The organism is Pseudomonas sp. LAP_36, assembly GCF_019456785.1.
Lineage (GTDB): Bacteria > Pseudomonadota > Gammaproteobacteria > Pseudomonadales > Pseudomonadaceae > Aquipseudomonas > Aquipseudomonas tritici.
Map to the genome: position 1 here is coordinate 324,308 of NZ_JAHZMS010000005.1, position 16,459 is coordinate 340,766.

Sequence of the window (16,459 nt, forward strand, 5' to 3'; positions counted from 1 at the left end):
GTTTCCATAATGCTGATGAAAATCAGATTGCGGTGGTACCAAAAGCACAGCAATGACTTGAAGGCGGATGAGTATTCAGCGGATATCGCAGATCCAGACAGTGTTTCTGAAGCATTGGGTTTAGGCGAGGAGACCGCGATATATGCCGATGTATTCAACATGCTGCCTAACTGGATAACGATTATTCAGCCGTATTTCCAGCACATGATTGAACCCGACTACCTCGACTACCAAATTTCCTTCCGCTACCAAGGCGCCTGGCCACCGCCTCCAAAGCAACCCAAAAAGGAGTCTTGATGCAATGAGACCTACACTGCAAAAGCCCCTCCTCTACCGCTCAGTCAACACCCGAACCCACGGCGTGCGCCACGGCAGTTGTCGCGCCTATCAGTATGAGCGTCACACCAAGGGCGAAAAAGACAAACAATCAAACCGCGGTTCGATGCATAGCCATCAACGGCATGGCTTTGATTACACCCCGCTCTTCCGGTTTCTTCTCTCCAAAGTCGGCCACCGTTGGGATCAGGTTTTCAGCGAAGCCAACGCCCGCCTGGATCGTCCAGAACCGGTGTTTTGGATGGTTGCGCTGCATGAATGCGACAAGCAGGATTACGTGAGAGCGGATGAAAATAGCTACTACAGCGGCTTATGGGTCGACGAAGCCGGCCTGCTGCAAAAGGTCAACGCACAGCTGACGCCCGAACAGATGAAACCCTTTTGCGACTGCTGCACCCACACCTTCAACGGAGTGGTTTTCGCCCAACCGCTACCACGCAAACGGTGGACAACGCCCACCGTTCAATCAACCCCTTTTAACTCGCCGTCACCTCACTCCCCTCCCCCTCAATCAACACCCGATTCGCCGGATCCGTAATATCAAACACCTGCTGCGCACACGCCGAACGACTAGGCGTGAACTGGAACTCCACCAGATACACCTTCGCCTTCTCCGGGATGAACGTGCTCTCCGGCGGCACGCAGCTGTAATAAGCCCCATTGCCCACGCTTCCTGCCCTGCCGAATACAGTTAGTTTCTTGCCGGGGTCCGCCTGGATCTCCAACTGCGGAAAGCGTTTAAACACCGCACTGGACGCGGTCTGGTTGACTTTGACGATCCAGTTGAAAACCCGGCCTTCACCGTTGTCCACGACGGTACCGAGGGTTTCCAGGCGTTGATCGGGGTCACCTTCGCGGCGGATGGCGAACTGGACGGGGTTGGTGCCACCGTAAGCCTTCATGATGACTTTCGCGTGTTCCGCATCCACAGCTACGGTTTTCTGGCGCAGTTGAATGCCGTCTTTAAACAAGCTGGGCGATGAGTCACGTTGGTTGGATTGGCAGGCGCAAAGGGCCAGGGTGATGAGGGAGAGCAGTGCAATCCGTTTCACAGGGAGATGTCCTTATCGGTGAAATAGGTGTGAGGAACGGACCTGCATTTAAACAAAATGTTCCGCTCCGACAACGCCGTCACTTGGGCTGAAACGTCTCAAGATACGCGAGGATGTTTTCAATCTTCTCCTGGTCACTGATCCCCCAGAAGATCATCCGCGTACCACTCACCACCTTCTTCGGCGCCTCGATGTAGGCGGCGAGTTTGTCCCGGGTCCAGACCACACCGGAGTTTTTCATCGCATCGGAATACTGATAGTCAGGGGTAATCCCCGCAGGTCGGCCGATGATGCCGTTGAGTTCAGGGCCGAAACCACCGCGTGCGCCCTCGCCGACACTGTGGCAGCCGCCGCAGGTCTTGGTGAAGAGTTTGCCGCCCGCTTCGGCGTCGCCCGCCGCATAGGTCAGGGGGCTGGACATACCAGCGGCGAGAATCAGCGCCAGTGAGGCGGTGTATTTCATGGGGGGCTCCACATCGAGTGCTGGCAGCAACGGTGGTGCAATTATGCCTGCTAGCCAGCCCAATACACCAAACCGTGCGGCAACATGACCATCCATCGGCAAAAAAACTTCGCATCGAAACTCTTACATTCCTGACCCACTCCACCTTATGAACCCTGATGGTGGAGTAACGAAAATGGCTCAGCCATCGATATTAGTATTGGAAGACGACGAAATCATTCGGGCGTTGATGGTGGATGTACTGGAAGATTGTGGGGCGGTAGTGACGTCATTTCCTTCGGCGGATGAGGGAATGATTTACCTGGAGCGCGAGGCTGATCCGGTGCACCTGATCGTCAGCGATGTGCAGATGCCAGGTTTGCTTAACGGTTATGACTTGAGCCGAGTGGTCGCGCATCGGTGGCCAACGGTGCCGGTGGTGCTGACGTCCGGAAACACCAGGATTGCAGCACAACTAGGTGGGTCGGTGCGTTTCTTGCCCAAACCCTGGAGCACTGAGCACCTGATCGACTGTGTGCAAGCGGCGCTGTCCCAGCAGGGGCTGTCCATGCATTGATAGCGTCGCGACATCATCTCAGCCGAACTTCACGGCGTGCGCTATGGTCTCTGAATGAGCAAGCAGCGACTTTTCGGATTTGTTTGTCAGCATTTTCGCCCATTACGTGCGGCTGATGACCTTGAGGTGTGTAGAATCGTCGTCCATTTGCGCACGTCACTCATCGCCGAAAGGCCTACAGTTCGAGCTTACTGAATGCAGTCACAGGCCCATGACGTTGGTGCGCCCTCTTTATTGGAAGCGCTGCGCACAGGCACAGCACTGCTGCATGTCGCGCTGGAAAAGCGCCTGCCGTTTTTTTCCGAGTACTTGGATGCCAAGGGGTACCGTCGCTTGCTCCAAGCGTATTACGGCTTTTATAAGCCAATGGAAGCGGCGCTGTATGACAGTGATCTGATCCCCGAAGGCTTTGACACAGCACTGCGTGTGAAAACGCCCACGCTTGTTAGCGATCTTCACGCTCTCGGCCTGGATAAGCGCGCCATCGATGCCCTGCCTCGCTGCTGCGAGCTCCCGATTCTTGCCCAGCCCGCTGCCTGTCTCGGCGCCCTGTATGTACTGGAAGGCGCGACGCTGGGAGGCCAGGTACTGCGTCGGGAAATGGCCAAGCGTCTGGACTTGGACGCGGACAATGGCGGCGCATTTCTCAATGTATACGGCATCGAAACCGGTCGACGCTGGAAAGATTTTCTTGAGTACCTGGGCCATCAGACATTGGACACACCGGCGAAGCAACACGCAGTAGACGCTGCCTGTTCGACATTCAGCTGCTTTGAGCAATGGCTCGACAGCCAGAAGGTACTGCTATGAAAACCGAAGATTTTGAAGAGCTGCTTGCCAACTGTGCCGACGAGCCCATCCGCTTTCCGGGGGCGATCCAACCCCACGGTGTGCTGCTGACGTTATCGGAGCCGGGGCTGAATATCATCCAGGTCAGCGCCAACGTCGGCACGTTGTTCGGGCGCGCACCCGAGGCGTTATTGGGCCAGCCGCTGCACACGCTGATAGGCACCGAGCACGCCAATGCCGTCGGCGCCATGGCCGAAAACAATACGTTTTTCGACGCGGCACCGCTGCACGTCACGCTCAACGGCGCGGAGTTCGAAGGCCTGCTGCACCGCCATCAGCATGTGCTGGTGCTGGAGTTCGAACCACGGCTCAAGGACTTTCGCCCGCGGGTGCTGAATGGTCGCACCAGTGACCTGGGCAAAATGCTGCAGCGTTTGCAGTCGGCGAAAACGCTGCAAGCGCTGTACGAAATCAGCGTGACCGAAATCCAGGCCATGACCGGTTACGACCGTGTATTGATCTACCGCTTCGAAGATGAAGGCCACGGCCAGGTGATCGCCGAAGCGTCGGCGCCGTCCATGGAGCTTTTCAACGGGTTGTTCTTCCCGGCGTCCGACATCCCGGAGCAGGCCCGTGAGCTGTATCGCACCAATTGGCTGCGTATCATCCCGAACGCCGCCTACGAGCCGGTGCCGCTGTTGCCCAAGCTGCGCCCTGACTCCGACCAGCCCTTGGACCTGAGTTTCGCCACCCTGCGCAGCGTGTCGCCAATTCACTGCCAGTACATGCAGAACATGGGCGTGCTGTCGTCCATGAGCATCTCGCTGATGAAAGGCGACAAGCTTTGGGGTCTGATCAGTTGCGGCAACCGCGAACCGCTGCTGGTGCCGAATGACCTGCGCACCGCTTGCCAGACTATCGGCCAGGTGTTGTCGTTGCAGATCAGCGCCATGGAGGCCTTGGACCTGACCCGTCAGCGTGAAGAGAAAGTCGAGACCCTGACGCGGCTGGATCAAGCGATGAAAGCGTCGCACGTAAGCGTGTTCGACGGCCTGGCCCAGCAACCGCAGTTGCTGATGGACCTGACCGTGTCCGGTGGCGTGGCGATCATCGAAGACAAGCAACTGCACTGCTACGGCAACTGCCCGGAGCCCACGCAGATCCGTGCGTTGCACGCGTGGTTGCAAGGGAGCGAAGAGACTGTCTTTTCCAGCCACAACCTGGCATCGGTGTACCCGCCGGCAACGGATTTCCAGCAGGTGGCCAGCGGTGTCCTGGCCATGAGCCTGCCGAAGCCAGTGGACAACGGTGTGCTGTGGTTTCGCCCGGAAGTCAAAGAGAACATCCACTGGAGCGGCGACCCGAAAAAGCCACTGAACCTGGAAAATTCCGACGCGGGCCTACGCCTTCGCCCACGCACCTCGTTTGAAATCTGGAAAGTCGAGATGGCAGGCATCTCCACCAAGTGGAGCCATGGCGACCTGTTCGCCGCCAACGACCTGCGTCGCTCGGCCCTGGAAAACGACCTGGCCCGCCAGGTACTGCGCGAACAACAAGCCGTGCGCGCCCGCGATGACCTGGTGGCAGTGGTGTCCCACGACCTGCGCAACCCGATGACGGTGATTTCCATGCTGTGCGGCATGATGCAGAAGACCTTCAGCTCCGAAGGCCCACACACCTCACGGCGGATTTCCTCGGCCATCGACACCATGCAACAAGCCGCCGGGCGCATGAACGTGCTGCTGGAAGATTTGCTCGACACCTCGAAAATCGAGGCCGGACGCTACGTGGTAAAGCCAGTGGTACTCGACGTGAGCCAGATGTTCGAAGAGGCCTACGCCTTGCTCGCACCGCTGGCGATGGAAAAAGGTATCGACCTGACGTTCAACGCCGAGCCCGGCCTGCAGATCAACGGCGACCCCGAGCGTCTGTTTCAGGTGCTGTCGAACCTGATCGGCAACGCCATCAAGTTTACTCCGCGCCAGGGCAATATCGGTGTCAGCGCCATGAGCACCGACGAAGACATCGTCTTCTCGGTGCGCGATTCCGGTGAAGGCATTGCACCCGAGCACTTGCCTCACGTGTTCGATCGCTACTGGACCCAGGCGGATAACAACCCGACCGGAAGCGGCCTGGGGCTCTACATCACGCAAGGTATCGTGCAGGCCCATGGCGGCAAGATCGTCGCTGAGAGCGAGCTGGGTCGGGGCAGTGAATTCCGGTTTACGTTGCCGAAGGTGATTGAAGACTTGCGTACCTGACACGGTTAAAAATGTGGGAGCACCGCCGCTCCCACATTTGTTTTGCACTGCCTGGTAAATCTCACACCGGCAGCACCACTACTGCCTCCAACCCACCACCCTGGCGCTCGGCCAGGGTCAGGGTGCCACCGTGCTCCAGCACAATTGCCCGTGCGGTAGAAAGCCCCAGCCCGACGCCTCCCGTGCTTTTGTTGCGTGACCCTTCAAGGCGATAGAACGGCAGAAACACCTGCTCCCGATGCTCCACGGGAATGCCCGGCCCGCGATCCGATACGCGAATCACCACCTCATCATTCTTCTGCTGCAACTCAATTTCCGGCGCCACGCCGTAGTGGATCGCGTTGTCCATCAGGTTGGTCATCACTCGCTTGAGGCCCAGCGGGCGTCCGAAATACACCAGGCGCGGCGGGCCGCGAAAGGTCAGGTCGATGGCCTGGTCGCGGTAGTCATCGATCAGGGTTTGCAGCAATTCCGCCAGGTCCAGTTGGGTGGCTTGTTCCAGGCGGGCGTCGTCGCGGAAGAATTCCAGGGCGGTGTTGATCATGGCCTGCATTTCATCCACGTCGCGAAACAACTTTTGCTGCTGGTCAGCGTCCTCAATGAACTCACCGCGCAGACGCAACCGGGTCAACGGCGCGCGCAGGTCGTGGGAGATGGCGGCGAGCATTTGGGTACGGTCCTGGATAAAGTGCCGCAACTGCGCCTGCATGCTGTTGAAAGCGAGGATTGCCTGGCGTATTTCGTGGGGCCCCACTGGCTCAATGGGCGGCGCGCGAAAGTCCGCACCAAAGCGTCGCGCGCCCTGGGCGAAGTGTTGTAGAGGACGGGCCAGGCGGCGGGTCGCGACCAGGGTGACCAGCGCAGTGGAGATCAACACGAGCAACACCACAATCAGACTGCGCGCGCCGTCGTCCAGTCCCCAACTGCGAGTACCCGCGCTGAACATCAGCCAGGACTTATCCGCCAGCTGCATCAACAGCACATAGTGCCCATCGCCGTCCGGCCAGTCGGACGGTTGATAAGCCTCCATCGGCCGGGTCGGCCCCTCAAGCAGATGCTTGAGTGCCTGTTCGCCCGATTGAAAATCCGGGTCGTCGAGCACCGGCAAATCAAACGCTGCACGCTGCGCTGCCCACATCACGCTGAAAGAACCATCGCCCATCACCTGAGCAAGACGCGGTCGCTGCGCCGGATCGGACGCCTCGACTGCGCGCACCACCACCGCGATCTTCTCCAGCAACCCGGTTTCGGTCAGCGGTGGCCTGGCCCACACGCCCGCCAATTGCACGAACAACGCGTTGAACGCCAGCGCGGTAAACATTGCGATCAGGATGGTCAGGGCGATCCAGCGGGCCACGGTGTCGCGTGGGCGGCGGCTCATGAGCGGGTCACACTGGCGGTGAACTGGTAGCCGCCGTTACGCACCGTGCGGATCATCGCCGGGCGCTTGGTATCGAATTCCAGCTTGCGGCGCAGTCGACTCACTTGCACGTCGATGCTGCGGTCGAACGCATCATGGCTGTGCCCGCGCGCCAGGTTCAATAACTGCTCGCGGGTGAGCACCCGTTGCGGGTGTTCGGCAAACACCAACAGCAGGTCGAACTCTCCGGAAGACAGCGGGATCATCACGTGGTCAGGCGAGCGCAGTTCGCGACGCGTGACGTCCAGTTGCCAGCCGGCAAAACAGATCAGCGGGCGCGCGACCTGCCCCATCGCGGGTCGGCTTTCACCCGCCCGGCGCAAAACCGCGCGCACCCGTGCCAGCAACTCGCGGGCGTCGAAGGGTTTGCTCAGGTAGTCATCGGCACCCATTTCCAGGCCCACCACGCGGTCGCTGAGTTCGCCCATGGCGGTGAGCATGATCACCGGCGTGGCGTATTGCTGGCGTAGGCGCTGGCACAGCAGCAAGCCGTTGTCGCCGGGGAGCATCAGGTCGAGGATGATCAGGTCGGCGGGCCCGCGCTTCATCGCCGCCCACAATTCGGTGCCACTGGCCACGGTCTCGACCGCGTAGCCGTGTTGCAGGAAAAACTTCTTCAGCAGGGCGAGGACTTCAAGGTCATCGTCGACGATTAACAGGTTGCTCACCGGCAGGCTTCACTGGGCTGGGTCAAGGTGCCATCTAAAACCATTCGGCGCGGTCCGTCATATATTTCAATCGTGCAATAAAGCGTCAAAGGCGCAATAAACCCGACATCTTTGCGCAAGGCTCGAATGCCAGCATCGGCCTCCTTTTTGCGGAGACTGTGCCCATGCGTTCGCTGACCTATTCCCGGCAACTGGCCCGCCAGGCCGTGCTGTTGCTGACCGTGACTTACCTGACGGGCTGCGCCAGCCCGGCACCCGTAACGCCTACCACCCGTTGCGCACAGGTGAATTACCCGGTGTATGACCCAGCCGAACCGGTCAACCGCGGCGTGTTCGCGTTCAACCGTGCTGTGGATAACTACGCCCTAGCACCTGTGGCTCGCGGTTACCGTTACCTGCCGAATTTTTTCCAACAGGGTGTGCATAACTTCGCGAGCAACTTCAGCGAGCCAAAGGTGTTTATCAACGACCTGCTGCAAGGCAACCCACGGCGTTCAGTCAATACCCTGGGGCGTTTCGCAGTGAACACCACGGTGGGCGTGGTAGGGCTGTTCGATGTGTCGGACCGCCTGGGCATCCCGCGCCACACAGCCGATTTCGGCCAGACATTCGGCGTGTGGGGTGTGGGCAACGGGCCCATCGTCGAGCTGCCATTGCTGGGTACCAGTAACAGCCGGGATGCGGCAGGCAAAGTCTTGAGCTTCCTGGTTTCGCCACTGGGGGACAGCGACACAGTGCAGACGCTGGGTACCATCAGCCTCGTCGGCGGCACGATCGATACCCGTGCGTCACTGTTGCCGCTCACCGATAGCCTGCAAAAACTGCCGGATTACTACAGCGCGTTGCGTAATGTGGTGGCGGAAAATCGCGCGGCTTTTGTGCGGGAGGGCAAGGAAGGCGCGACGTCTCCCGGGCTAAACAGTTGCGCGAACAGCGCCTCTGATGACTTCTGAAGTGCGTTACCCACGGCAGTCATATCTTGCAGCAGCGCGTTTATAGCAGCCCCGCTTCGCCCTCTATAAGTTTGGCCTGACTTCGCTTTCACAAGCGGAGTAATCCTCTACCCACTAGAAGGAAACATCCATGCTTAACGCTATCAACCACTCACTGGGCCACTTTCACTACCCACCGCTGCAGAAGGATGATGCAGAGCCCCAGCGCAGGAAGCGCAGCATTGACGACACTCAAACGCAACTGCATGCCGCTGACCCTGGAAGTACGGCGGCCAATGACCGTCGACGCAAAAACGGCGGCGGGCTAGACAGCCTGGGTCAAGGCCACCTGCTTTAATCTGCCTTATACGGAGGGCAGTGCACGGCCCTTCGTACCTTCGCCCTTAACAAAACAATGACATTCACTGGGTTAATCTTGCCGGTTCAACCCTGCCCGGAATCCTTGACTGCATGCCGCACCCCGACACACTGCCCGCCGTACTGGCCGGCCCACTGCTGCGGCGCCTCGAACCCCGGCGCCTGGTGTTGTGGCTGGTGGGAAGCCGCGCACTTGAATTGACGCTGAAATTGCATCTGCCAACTCAGACACTGGAGATCACCCTGGACCCGTGCCAGGTTGTGGCCGTAGGGCGCCAGGCGTTTATCCATTTGATCGACGTGTCACTGGACGACGCACTGCCCCTGGACGTGGCGATCAGCTACGACCTGTTGTTCGATAACACCGGCATTGCCGACTGGGCACCGCACCTGCTGTACGCCAACGCCCAACTTCCGAGTTTCGTATTGCACAGCCGTATCCACCAGTTGGTGCACGGCTCATGCCGCAAACCCCATCACAGTGCCGACGAGGGTTTGCTGTGTGTCGACCGCCTGTTGGCAGACACCCACACCCCAACCGATCGCCCAGCCCTGCTGATGATGAGCGGCGATCAGGTCTACGCCGATGATGTGGCCGGGCCGATGCTGCGGGCGATACATTCATTGATCGCACGCCTGGGCCTGTTCGATGAATACCTGGAGGGCGCCGTGGTCGATGACAGCGCCAGCCTCTACGGGCACAGCGCCAGCTACTACCATCGCGCCGACTTGCTGCCCGCACTGGACAGCAACGAAACCCTGCGCGAACGCTTCTTTGGGGGTGTAAAAAAGCCCATCTTCACCAGCAGCACCGCCGACAATCACCTGGTGACATTCGCTGAAGTCATCGCCATGTACTTGCTGGTATGGTCGCCCACGCCCTGGACGTTGATTGCGCCTCAACCTCCGCAGCTGAACGTAGAAAGACACCAGCGCTACGCGCGCGAACAGGTACAGATCAATAAATTTCGCGACGGCCTACCGGGCGTCGCACGGGTATTCGCCCACCTGTCGACCTTGATGATCTTTGACGATCACGACATCACCGACGACTGGAACCTTAGCGCCCAATGGGAGGAGACTGCCTACGGCCATCCTTTCTCCAAGCGCATCATCGGCAACGCCCTGCTTGCCTATTTGCTGTGCCAGGGCTGGGGCAACCAACCGGATGCATTTGGCGAACTGGTCAGCCAAACCCAAGCCCTCACGGCTCAGCCCAAAGCCAATCATTTGGACGCGGGCGCGCAGGATGAACTGCTCGAAACGTTGCTGAAATTCCAGCGCTGGCATTACGTACTGCCCACCACCCCCGCCCTGGTGGTGCTCGACACTCGCACTCGCCGTTGGCGCAGCGAGTTCACCCTCAAACAACCTTCCGGCCTGCTGGACTGGGAGGCCTTGAGCGAACTGCAACAGGAACTGCTGGATCACCCCTCGGCCATCATCGTCTCGCCCGCGCCAATCTTCGGCGTCAAGCTGATCGAGACAGTGCAGAAGGTGTTCAGTTGGTGCGGCCACCCCCTGCTGGTGGATGCTGAAAACTGGATGGCCCATCGCGGAGCCGCCCAAGTGATCCTCAATATCTTCCGTCATTCCCGCACGCCGGGTAACTACGTGATCCTCTCCGGTGACGTGCACTACTCGTTCGTCTACGAAGTGCTGATCCGCCATCGCAACGCCGGCCCCAGGATCTGGCAAATCACCAGCAGCGGTATCAAGAACGAATTCCCACCCCGCCTGCTGGAGTGGTTCGACCGCCTTAATCGCTGGCTCTACTCGCCGCGCTCGCCGCTCAACTGGTTCACCCGCCGCCGCACCATGCAGGTGGTGCCCCATATTCCGGAGCACGCCGAAGCCGGCGAGCGGTTATGGAATTCGGCGGGGATTGGCCAGGTATTTTTTAACGAACAAGGGCAGCCTGAAGCGATTTATCAGCACAACGCGGATGGGAAGGTGCCGACTAGGATGGTGGCGCCGAAGCAATAGCTATTTGCCATCAATCTTTCGCCGTACATCTGCCCTATTCAAAGCATCCAGGCCCCGTTGTACAGTGGCTCCAGCCACGGAGTATCGGCGACAACAGTGGTAGGCGTTGAATGCCTGCCCACGCAAGGAATGCGCAGATGAACGATACCTCCGACACTAATCCGTTAGAGCAAGATTTCTCTCACTTCAACGCCGACATGCTGCACACCATTCTGGAGCTGGTCAGTGACGGGATCTGGGATTGGAATGCCAACACAGGTTTCGTCTACCGCAATCCAGGCTGGTACGAAATGCTTGGCTATCACCGCCATGCACTAGAGAACACTGTGTTCACCTGGGAGAACGTGATTCACCCGGACGACTACCCCCAGGTGATGAAGCTGTTCGACGACTACATCCACCGTCGCGCCCCCCATTACCAAGCCGAATATCGCTGCCGCAAAAAAGAGGGCAGTTACCTGTGGATCGAAGACCGCGGCTACGTGATTGCACGTAACGCCGACGGCTCGGTGGCGCGAATGGTGGGCGCCCATCGCGATATTCATCTGCGCAAATGCTCCGTCGAACAGCTGGAAAAGCGCAATCAATCGCTTGAGGCACTGGTGGCCGAACGCACGCGCGAGCTGTCGCGGGTCAATCAGCAGCTGCAGCTGCAACTGGATGAAAATCGCTCCCTGGCCGAAAGGGATGCGCTGACCCTGGTCGCCAATCGCTATCGCCTGGAGAAAGTGCTGCTCGAAGAATGCGACCGTGCCCAGCGCTTTCGCCTGCCGCTGGCATTGATTGCCATAGACATCGATAACTTCAAGCTGATCAATGACCGCTACGGTCATGGTGTGGGCGACCAGACCTTGGTGCGGGTGGTGGAATGCCTGGAAAGTTGTATCCGCCCTAATGACCTGCTGGCTCGATGGGGCGGCGATGAGTTTGTGCTGGTCCTGCCCAAAACCTCGCTGGACATCGCAAAGGCGCTGGCAGAACACATCCGCCAGACGTTCAGGAATCGCCCGCAAAGGGACGACTTCAAGGTAACCCTGAGCCTGGGTGTTGCTGTGCGTCTAACGGATGAATACCCCGCGGCCCTGATGGCGCGCGCTGATCAGGCGTTGTATCGCGCCAAGGCGGCGGGGAAGGACGGCGTGTCCGAATGAGCAATGTTCACTGCAGGCGCGGGCTTGCCAGCGCCTGCAGCGGCACCGCGTTTATCTGACTGGCGGCGCGTATTGGATGCCGCCGTTGTTCCACAGCGCATTGAGCCCGCGCTTGATTTTCAGCACGCTGCCCTGGCCGATGTTGCGCTCGAACACTTCGCCATAGTTGCCCACTTGCTTGACGATCTGTACCACCCAATCCTTGCGCAGTTTCAAGTCCTTGCCGTATTCGCCATCAACCCCCAGCAACCGCGCAATGTCCGGATTCTTGGTGGTCTTGGCCTGCTCTTCGACATTCTGCGAGGTGATGCCCATTTCCTCGGCGTTGAGCATCGCGAACAAGGTCCATTTGACGATACTGAACCACTCGTCATCGCCTTTACGCACCAGCGGTCCCAACGGTTCCTTGGAGATCACTTCCGGCAACACCACAAACTCGTCCGGGTGGGCCATCTTGATTCGCTGGGCATACAAGCCCGATTGGTCGGTGGTGAGTACGTCGCATCGCCCGGCTTCCAGGCCCTTGGCGCTTTCGTCGGCGGTGTCAAAGGTGATCGGTGTGTACTTCATCCCGTTGGTGCGGAAGTAATCGGAAACATTGAGTTCAGTCGTAGTACCGGCCTGGATGCACACGGTGGCGCCGTCCAATTGCTTGGCGCCAGTAACGCCCAGCTTGTTGTTCACCAGAAAGCCAATGCCGTCGTAGTAGGTCACGCCGGTGAACACTAAGCCCATGCCCGAATCACGGGAGCTGGTCCAGGTGGTGTTGCGTGAGATCAGGTCGATCTCACCGGACTGCAGCGCCGTGAAACGCTCCTTGGCGGTCAACTGCGTGAACTTCACTTTCGACGCGTCGCCGAATACGGCTGCCGCCACCGCGTGGCATACGTCCACATCGATACCGGTCATCTTGCCCTGGCTGTCGGGCACGCCGAAGCCCGGTAGCCCATCGCTGACACCACATTGGATAAAGCCTTTTTTCTGGATGGCGTCCAGGGTTGCGCCCGCGTGGGCGGTGCCTGCCAGGCCAAGCAAGGCGCTGGCGCCAATCGCGGCCAACGTAATTTTGAATGAGTTCATGCAAGGCTCTCCCTGTCATTCCTTATTATTCGGCGCCGTATCGCCCGCGCCGGTTTATAGTGCTGCCGAGCAGTATCCACGGCTTTACGCCGCTGCCACAAACGACCTTTAGGCAAAGGCTCCTTCCGATTTGGAATGAACTGCATGATTTCAAAACGCTTGACCCCTTCGATGACGGCCTTGCAATGCTTCGAAGCCGCCGCCCGCCACCTGAGTTTCACCCGTGCCGCCGAAGAGCTGCACCTGACCCAGAGTGCCGTCAGCAAGCAGGTGGCGCAGCTGGAAGAAATGCTCTGCCACAACCTGTTCGAACGGGTTCGCCAGCGCTTGTACCTGTCGCCAGCGGGGTCGCTGTACCTGGCCGAAGTGCACAAAATCCTGACCCAGGTGGACATCTCCAGCCGCTACATCCTCACCTACGGCGGCGAGACCGAAGTGCTGCGCATCGCCACGCAGCCGACCTTCGGCGATCGCTGGCTGGTGCCCAAGCTCAAGGATTTCGCGGCGAAACACCCGAATATCCACTTGGATGTGCGCAACGAGCTGGAGCCTTTCGATGTGTTGCAGGCCAAGGCCGATATCGCGTTTTTCTATGGGCAGGGCTCATGGCCGGGCGCGACGTGCATCGAGCTGTTCCGTGAAGCCGTGGTGCCGGTGTGCGCACCGGGCTTTGTCGCCAAAGGCAGCGATGCTTCGTCGCGCCACACGTTGCTGCAATGCACCTCGCGCCCGGAAGCCTGGCACGAATGGTTCCTCGAACAGGGGCTGCACTCGCAGAACAGCTACCACGGGCCGCGTTTCGACACGTTCTACATGTGCATTCGCGCAGCACAATCGGGCTACGGCGTAGCGTTGGTGCCGCAGTACCTGGTGGCCGAAGAGTTGGCCCAGGGCAGCCTGATGATTGCGTGGGACTACGCAATGCCCAGCAGCGGCGCGCACTTTATCGCCCATGCCGAGCATGCCGGCGAGGTCCCCAAAGTGAAGGCCTTCCTGAACTGGATGGTGGACTACATTCACGCACATCCCGACTTTTAATAATGACCCGGCGACTTTATTTCGTTTGCGACAAGGGCGGGCGCCCAGCTTAGATAAAAAGACGCCCGTCACTGCCGAGTCTCCCATTCATGAGCCACGAAACCATCAGCCAATCGATTTCCATCGTTCATCCCATCAGCCTCAGCCACGGGAAAAACGCCGAAGTCTGGGACACCTCGGGCAAACGCTATATCGACTTTGTTGGCGGCATCGGTGTGCTCAACCTCGGCCACTGCCACCCGGGCGTGGTCGAGGCAATTCGTGAACAAGCGACCAAACTGACCCACTACGCGTTCAACGCCGCCCCGCACGCGCCCTACATCGAACTGATGGAGCGCCTGAGCGCATTTATCCCGGTGGGCTACCCAGTCAGCGGCATGCTCACCAACAGCGGCGCGGAGGCGGCGGAAAACGCGCTGAAGATCGTGCGCGGCGCCACCGGCCGTACGGCGGTGATTGCATTTGACGGTGCCTTCCACGGCCGCACCCTGGCCACGCTCAACCTCAACGGCAAGGTCGCGCCCTACAAACAAAAGGTCGGTGTACTGCCCGGCCCGGTGTACCACCTGCCCTACCCCAGCGCTGATAACGACGTGACCTGCGCTGAGGCACTGAAGGCCATGGACCGCTTGTTCAGCGTAGAAATCGACGTCAACGATGTGGCCTGTTTCATTATCGAACCGGTGCAGGGCGAAGGGGGGTTCCTCGCACTGGATATCCAGTTCGCCCAGGCTCTTCGGCGCTTTTGCGATGAGAAGAACATCCTGCTGATTGCCGATGAAATCCAATCCGGCTTTGGCCGTACCGGCCAACGTTTTGCGTTCTCACGCCTGGGGATCGAACCGGACTTGATCCTGCTGGGTAAAAGCATCGCCGGGGGTGTACCGCTGGGCGCCGTAGTGGGGCGCAAGGCGTTGATGGACAACCTGCCGAAGGGCGGCCTGGGCGGCACGTATTCCGGCAACCCTATTGCGTGTGCCGCAGCATTAGCCACCCTTGACGCAATGACAGATGAGCACCTGAACACTTGGGGAGCGCAACAGCAAGAAGCCATCGTTCGCCGCTATGAAGCCTGGTGCGCACAAGGCCTCACGCCCTACCTCGGCCGCCTGACCGGCGTCGGCGCCATGCGCGGCATCGAGCTGGCGAACGCCGATGGCACACCCGCACCGAAACAGCTTGCTCAACTGTTGGGCCTGGCACGGGATGCCGGGTTGTTGCTAATGCCCAGCGGCAAGTCGCGGCATATCATCCGTTTACTGGCACCGCTGACGATTGAACCGGCAGTGTTGGAGGAGGGCTTGGATATCCTCCAAGCGTGCCTGAGACACTTGTCCCAGTAAGGAAGGCCGGGGTTTACCGTAGGTCTGTTTTGCAGGCGGGCAGTCCGGCTGCAACGGGCGCTGCCGGGGTAACGTCGGGATAAGGGCATTGTGCTGCCTTGACCTGATCCCCCTCCCCCCTGAAAATGCCCGACGCTTTTTTGTCCTCGTTTACTGAAGTAGTGAAATTTCAATGCCCGATTCCTACACCATCGAAGAATCCGCCGAAGAAACCGTAGTCGCCTTGCACGCCAAAGCCGAGTACGAAAACGCCATCAATCTTTCACAGCATCTGCCAGCGGCCAAGATCATCAGCGAGATGGTGCTGGACGCTTTCCACACGTCCAAGGAAAGCGACCAGATCCGCGAACTGCGCGTGGCTATCCGCCAGGCCCACGATGCCTTCGACGACGACAAGGCCTACGACCTGATGGGCCAGCTCAAGCAATTGAAAGACGCCGAGGCGGCCGACAATGCAGCCCTGGAGAACCTGAGCAGCCAGTTCTCGATCAGCCGCATCCTGTCGAGCTTCAAGGACGACCCCGAGTTCCAGGAGCTGGTCTACGGCCTGGCGTTGAAGGTGCTGAACCAGAGCCACCAGGCCATCAGCAACCCAAGCGCCGGCAAGAGCAAGGCTTCACGGCCCAAGAAAGAAGCCGAAGTGTTTGTGATCAGCAAGGATGGCATCAGCGTCACCCTGCCACTGCGCACACCACGCTCGAAGCTGAACGTTGACCGTGAGGCGTTTGAGTTCCTTGGCTTCAGCTTTGTGGGTGAAGGCGATGAAGCGGAGCTTACGGTTGAAAGCTTTGTGGACAACACCGGTGCTGAACAGCCGTTGAGCCGCAAAAGCGTGATTACTGCGCTGCAACAGCAGACGGCGTTTGATGGGTACAGCATCGCGCAGCAGTAACTCGTAGCAAGCTACACCGCAGAATCAAGTGTGGGAGCTGGCTTGCCTGCGATGCAGACGTCTCGGTACATCAGTGAAACCGAGATGATGCAATCGCAGGCAAGCCAGCTCCCA

Annotated in this window: 17 protein-coding genes; 12 read left to right on the forward strand and 5 right to left on the reverse strand. The window is 59.4% G+C overall.

What is annotated here, in order from left to right:
* Nucleotides 1-9 precede the first annotated feature (9 nt).
* On the forward strand, nucleotides 10-297 hold the full coding sequence (locus JBO08_RS18650; RefSeq protein WP_065880740.1) for a colicin E3-like toxin immunity protein: 288 nt from the start codon (nucleotides 10-12) through the stop codon (nucleotides 295-297).
* Nucleotides 298-301: 4 nt separating this feature from the next.
* On the forward strand, nucleotides 302-874 hold the full coding sequence (locus JBO08_RS18655; RefSeq protein ID WP_309304229.1) for a hypothetical protein: 573 nt from the start codon (nucleotides 302-304) through the stop codon (nucleotides 872-874).
* On the opposite strand, the gene JBO08_RS18660 is transcribed toward JBO08_RS18655, so the two are convergent.
* On the reverse strand, nucleotides 813-1,388 hold the full coding sequence (locus tag JBO08_RS18660) for a hypothetical protein (RefSeq protein WP_220074411.1): 576 nt from the start codon (nucleotides 1,386-1,388) through the stop codon (nucleotides 813-815). The two genes, JBO08_RS18655 and JBO08_RS18660, sit on opposite strands and share 62 nt — an antisense overlap.
* Nucleotides 1,389-1,467: 79 nt before the next feature.
* The gene (locus tag JBO08_RS18665; RefSeq protein ID WP_065874499.1) at nucleotides 1,468-1,851 is read right to left on the reverse strand and encodes a cytochrome c family protein; all 384 of its coding nucleotides are present in this window, start codon (nucleotides 1,849-1,851) and stop codon (nucleotides 1,468-1,470) included.
* Nucleotides 1,852-2,026: 175 nt separating this feature from the next.
* Here JBO08_RS18665 and JBO08_RS18670 point away from each other — a divergent pair, with 175 nt between their 5' ends.
* The 3 genes from JBO08_RS18670 to JBO08_RS18680 all read left to right on the forward strand — a co-directional run bounded on the left by JBO08_RS18670 (nucleotide 2,027) and on the right by JBO08_RS18680 (nucleotide 5,457).
* A complete protein-coding gene (locus JBO08_RS18670; RefSeq protein WP_065874498.1) occupies nucleotides 2,027-2,407 on the forward strand; it encodes a response regulator in 381 nt (126 codons plus the stop codon).
* A gap of 195 nt (nucleotides 2,408-2,602) precedes the next feature.
* A complete protein-coding gene (locus JBO08_RS18675; RefSeq protein ID WP_065890015.1) occupies nucleotides 2,603-3,217 on the forward strand; it encodes a biliverdin-producing heme oxygenase in 615 nt (204 codons plus the stop codon).
* Entirely contained in the window at nucleotides 3,214-5,457 is a 2,244-nt protein-coding gene (locus JBO08_RS18680) for an ATP-binding protein (RefSeq protein ID WP_065910277.1), read from the forward strand. The genes JBO08_RS18675 and JBO08_RS18680 overlap by 4 nt, the downstream gene beginning before the upstream one ends.
* Before the next feature lie 61 nt (nucleotides 5,458-5,518).
* Here the strand turns inward: JBO08_RS18680 and JBO08_RS18685 are convergent, their stop codons facing one another.
* Together JBO08_RS18685 and JBO08_RS18690 are read right to left on the reverse strand one after the other, a co-directional pair.
* Complete coding sequence (locus tag JBO08_RS18685; RefSeq protein ID WP_065874495.1) at nucleotides 5,519-6,838, reverse strand: cell wall metabolism sensor histidine kinase WalK; 1,320 nt, start codon at nucleotides 6,836-6,838, stop codon at nucleotides 5,519-5,521.
* Nucleotides 6,835-7,545 (reverse strand): response regulator, encoded by a 711-nt coding sequence (locus tag JBO08_RS18690; protein ID WP_065874494.1) that lies wholly within the window; start codon nucleotides 7,543-7,545, stop codon nucleotides 6,835-6,837. The genes JBO08_RS18685 and JBO08_RS18690 overlap by 4 nt, the downstream gene beginning before the upstream one ends.
* A gap of 164 nt (nucleotides 7,546-7,709) precedes the next feature.
* On the opposite strand from JBO08_RS18690, the gene JBO08_RS18695 reads away from it, so the two are divergent.
* The 4 genes from JBO08_RS18695 to JBO08_RS18710 all read left to right on the forward strand — a co-directional run bounded on the left by JBO08_RS18695 (nucleotide 7,710) and on the right by JBO08_RS18710 (nucleotide 11,992).
* A complete protein-coding gene (locus JBO08_RS18695; RefSeq protein WP_065874493.1) occupies nucleotides 7,710-8,498 on the forward strand; it encodes a VacJ family lipoprotein in 789 nt (262 codons plus the stop codon).
* 130 nt (nucleotides 8,499-8,628) lie between these two features.
* On the forward strand, nucleotides 8,629-8,835 hold the full coding sequence (locus JBO08_RS18700; RefSeq protein ID WP_065874492.1) for a hypothetical protein: 207 nt from the start codon (nucleotides 8,629-8,631) through the stop codon (nucleotides 8,833-8,835).
* Between the two features lie 113 nt (nucleotides 8,836-8,948).
* Nucleotides 8,949-10,841, forward strand: a complete 1,893-nt coding sequence (locus JBO08_RS18705; RefSeq protein WP_065874491.1) for an alkaline phosphatase D family protein — start codon at nucleotides 8,949-8,951, stop codon at nucleotides 10,839-10,841.
* 137 nt (nucleotides 10,842-10,978) lie between these two features.
* Nucleotides 10,979-11,992, forward strand: coding sequence for a diguanylate cyclase domain-containing protein (locus tag JBO08_RS18710; protein WP_065890021.1), 1,014 nt, complete (start codon nucleotides 10,979-10,981; stop codon nucleotides 11,990-11,992).
* A 51-nt stretch (nucleotides 11,993-12,043) separates the two neighbouring features.
* Here JBO08_RS18710 and JBO08_RS18715 read toward each other — a convergent pair whose 3' ends face one another.
* A complete protein-coding gene (locus JBO08_RS18715; RefSeq protein ID WP_220074412.1) occupies nucleotides 12,044-13,072 on the reverse strand; it encodes an amino acid ABC transporter substrate-binding protein in 1,029 nt (342 codons plus the stop codon).
* Between the two features lie 144 nt (nucleotides 13,073-13,216).
* On the opposite strand from JBO08_RS18715, the gene JBO08_RS18720 reads away from it, so the two are divergent.
* The 3 genes from JBO08_RS18720 (at nucleotide 13,217) to JBO08_RS18730 (ending at nucleotide 16,345) form a co-directional block, all read left to right on the forward strand.
* A complete protein-coding gene (locus JBO08_RS18720; RefSeq protein ID WP_065880734.1) occupies nucleotides 13,217-14,110 on the forward strand; it encodes a LysR substrate-binding domain-containing protein in 894 nt (297 codons plus the stop codon).
* Between the two features lie 89 nt (nucleotides 14,111-14,199).
* On the forward strand, nucleotides 14,200-15,453 hold the full coding sequence (locus JBO08_RS18725; protein WP_065874487.1) for an aspartate aminotransferase family protein: 1,254 nt from the start codon (nucleotides 14,200-14,202) through the stop codon (nucleotides 15,451-15,453).
* Nucleotides 15,454-15,625: 172 nt separating this feature from the next.
* Nucleotides 15,626-16,345 (forward strand): hypothetical protein, encoded by a 720-nt coding sequence (locus JBO08_RS18730; protein ID WP_065880732.1) that lies wholly within the window; start codon nucleotides 15,626-15,628, stop codon nucleotides 16,343-16,345.
* Nucleotides 16,346-16,459: the final 114 nt, after the last annotated feature.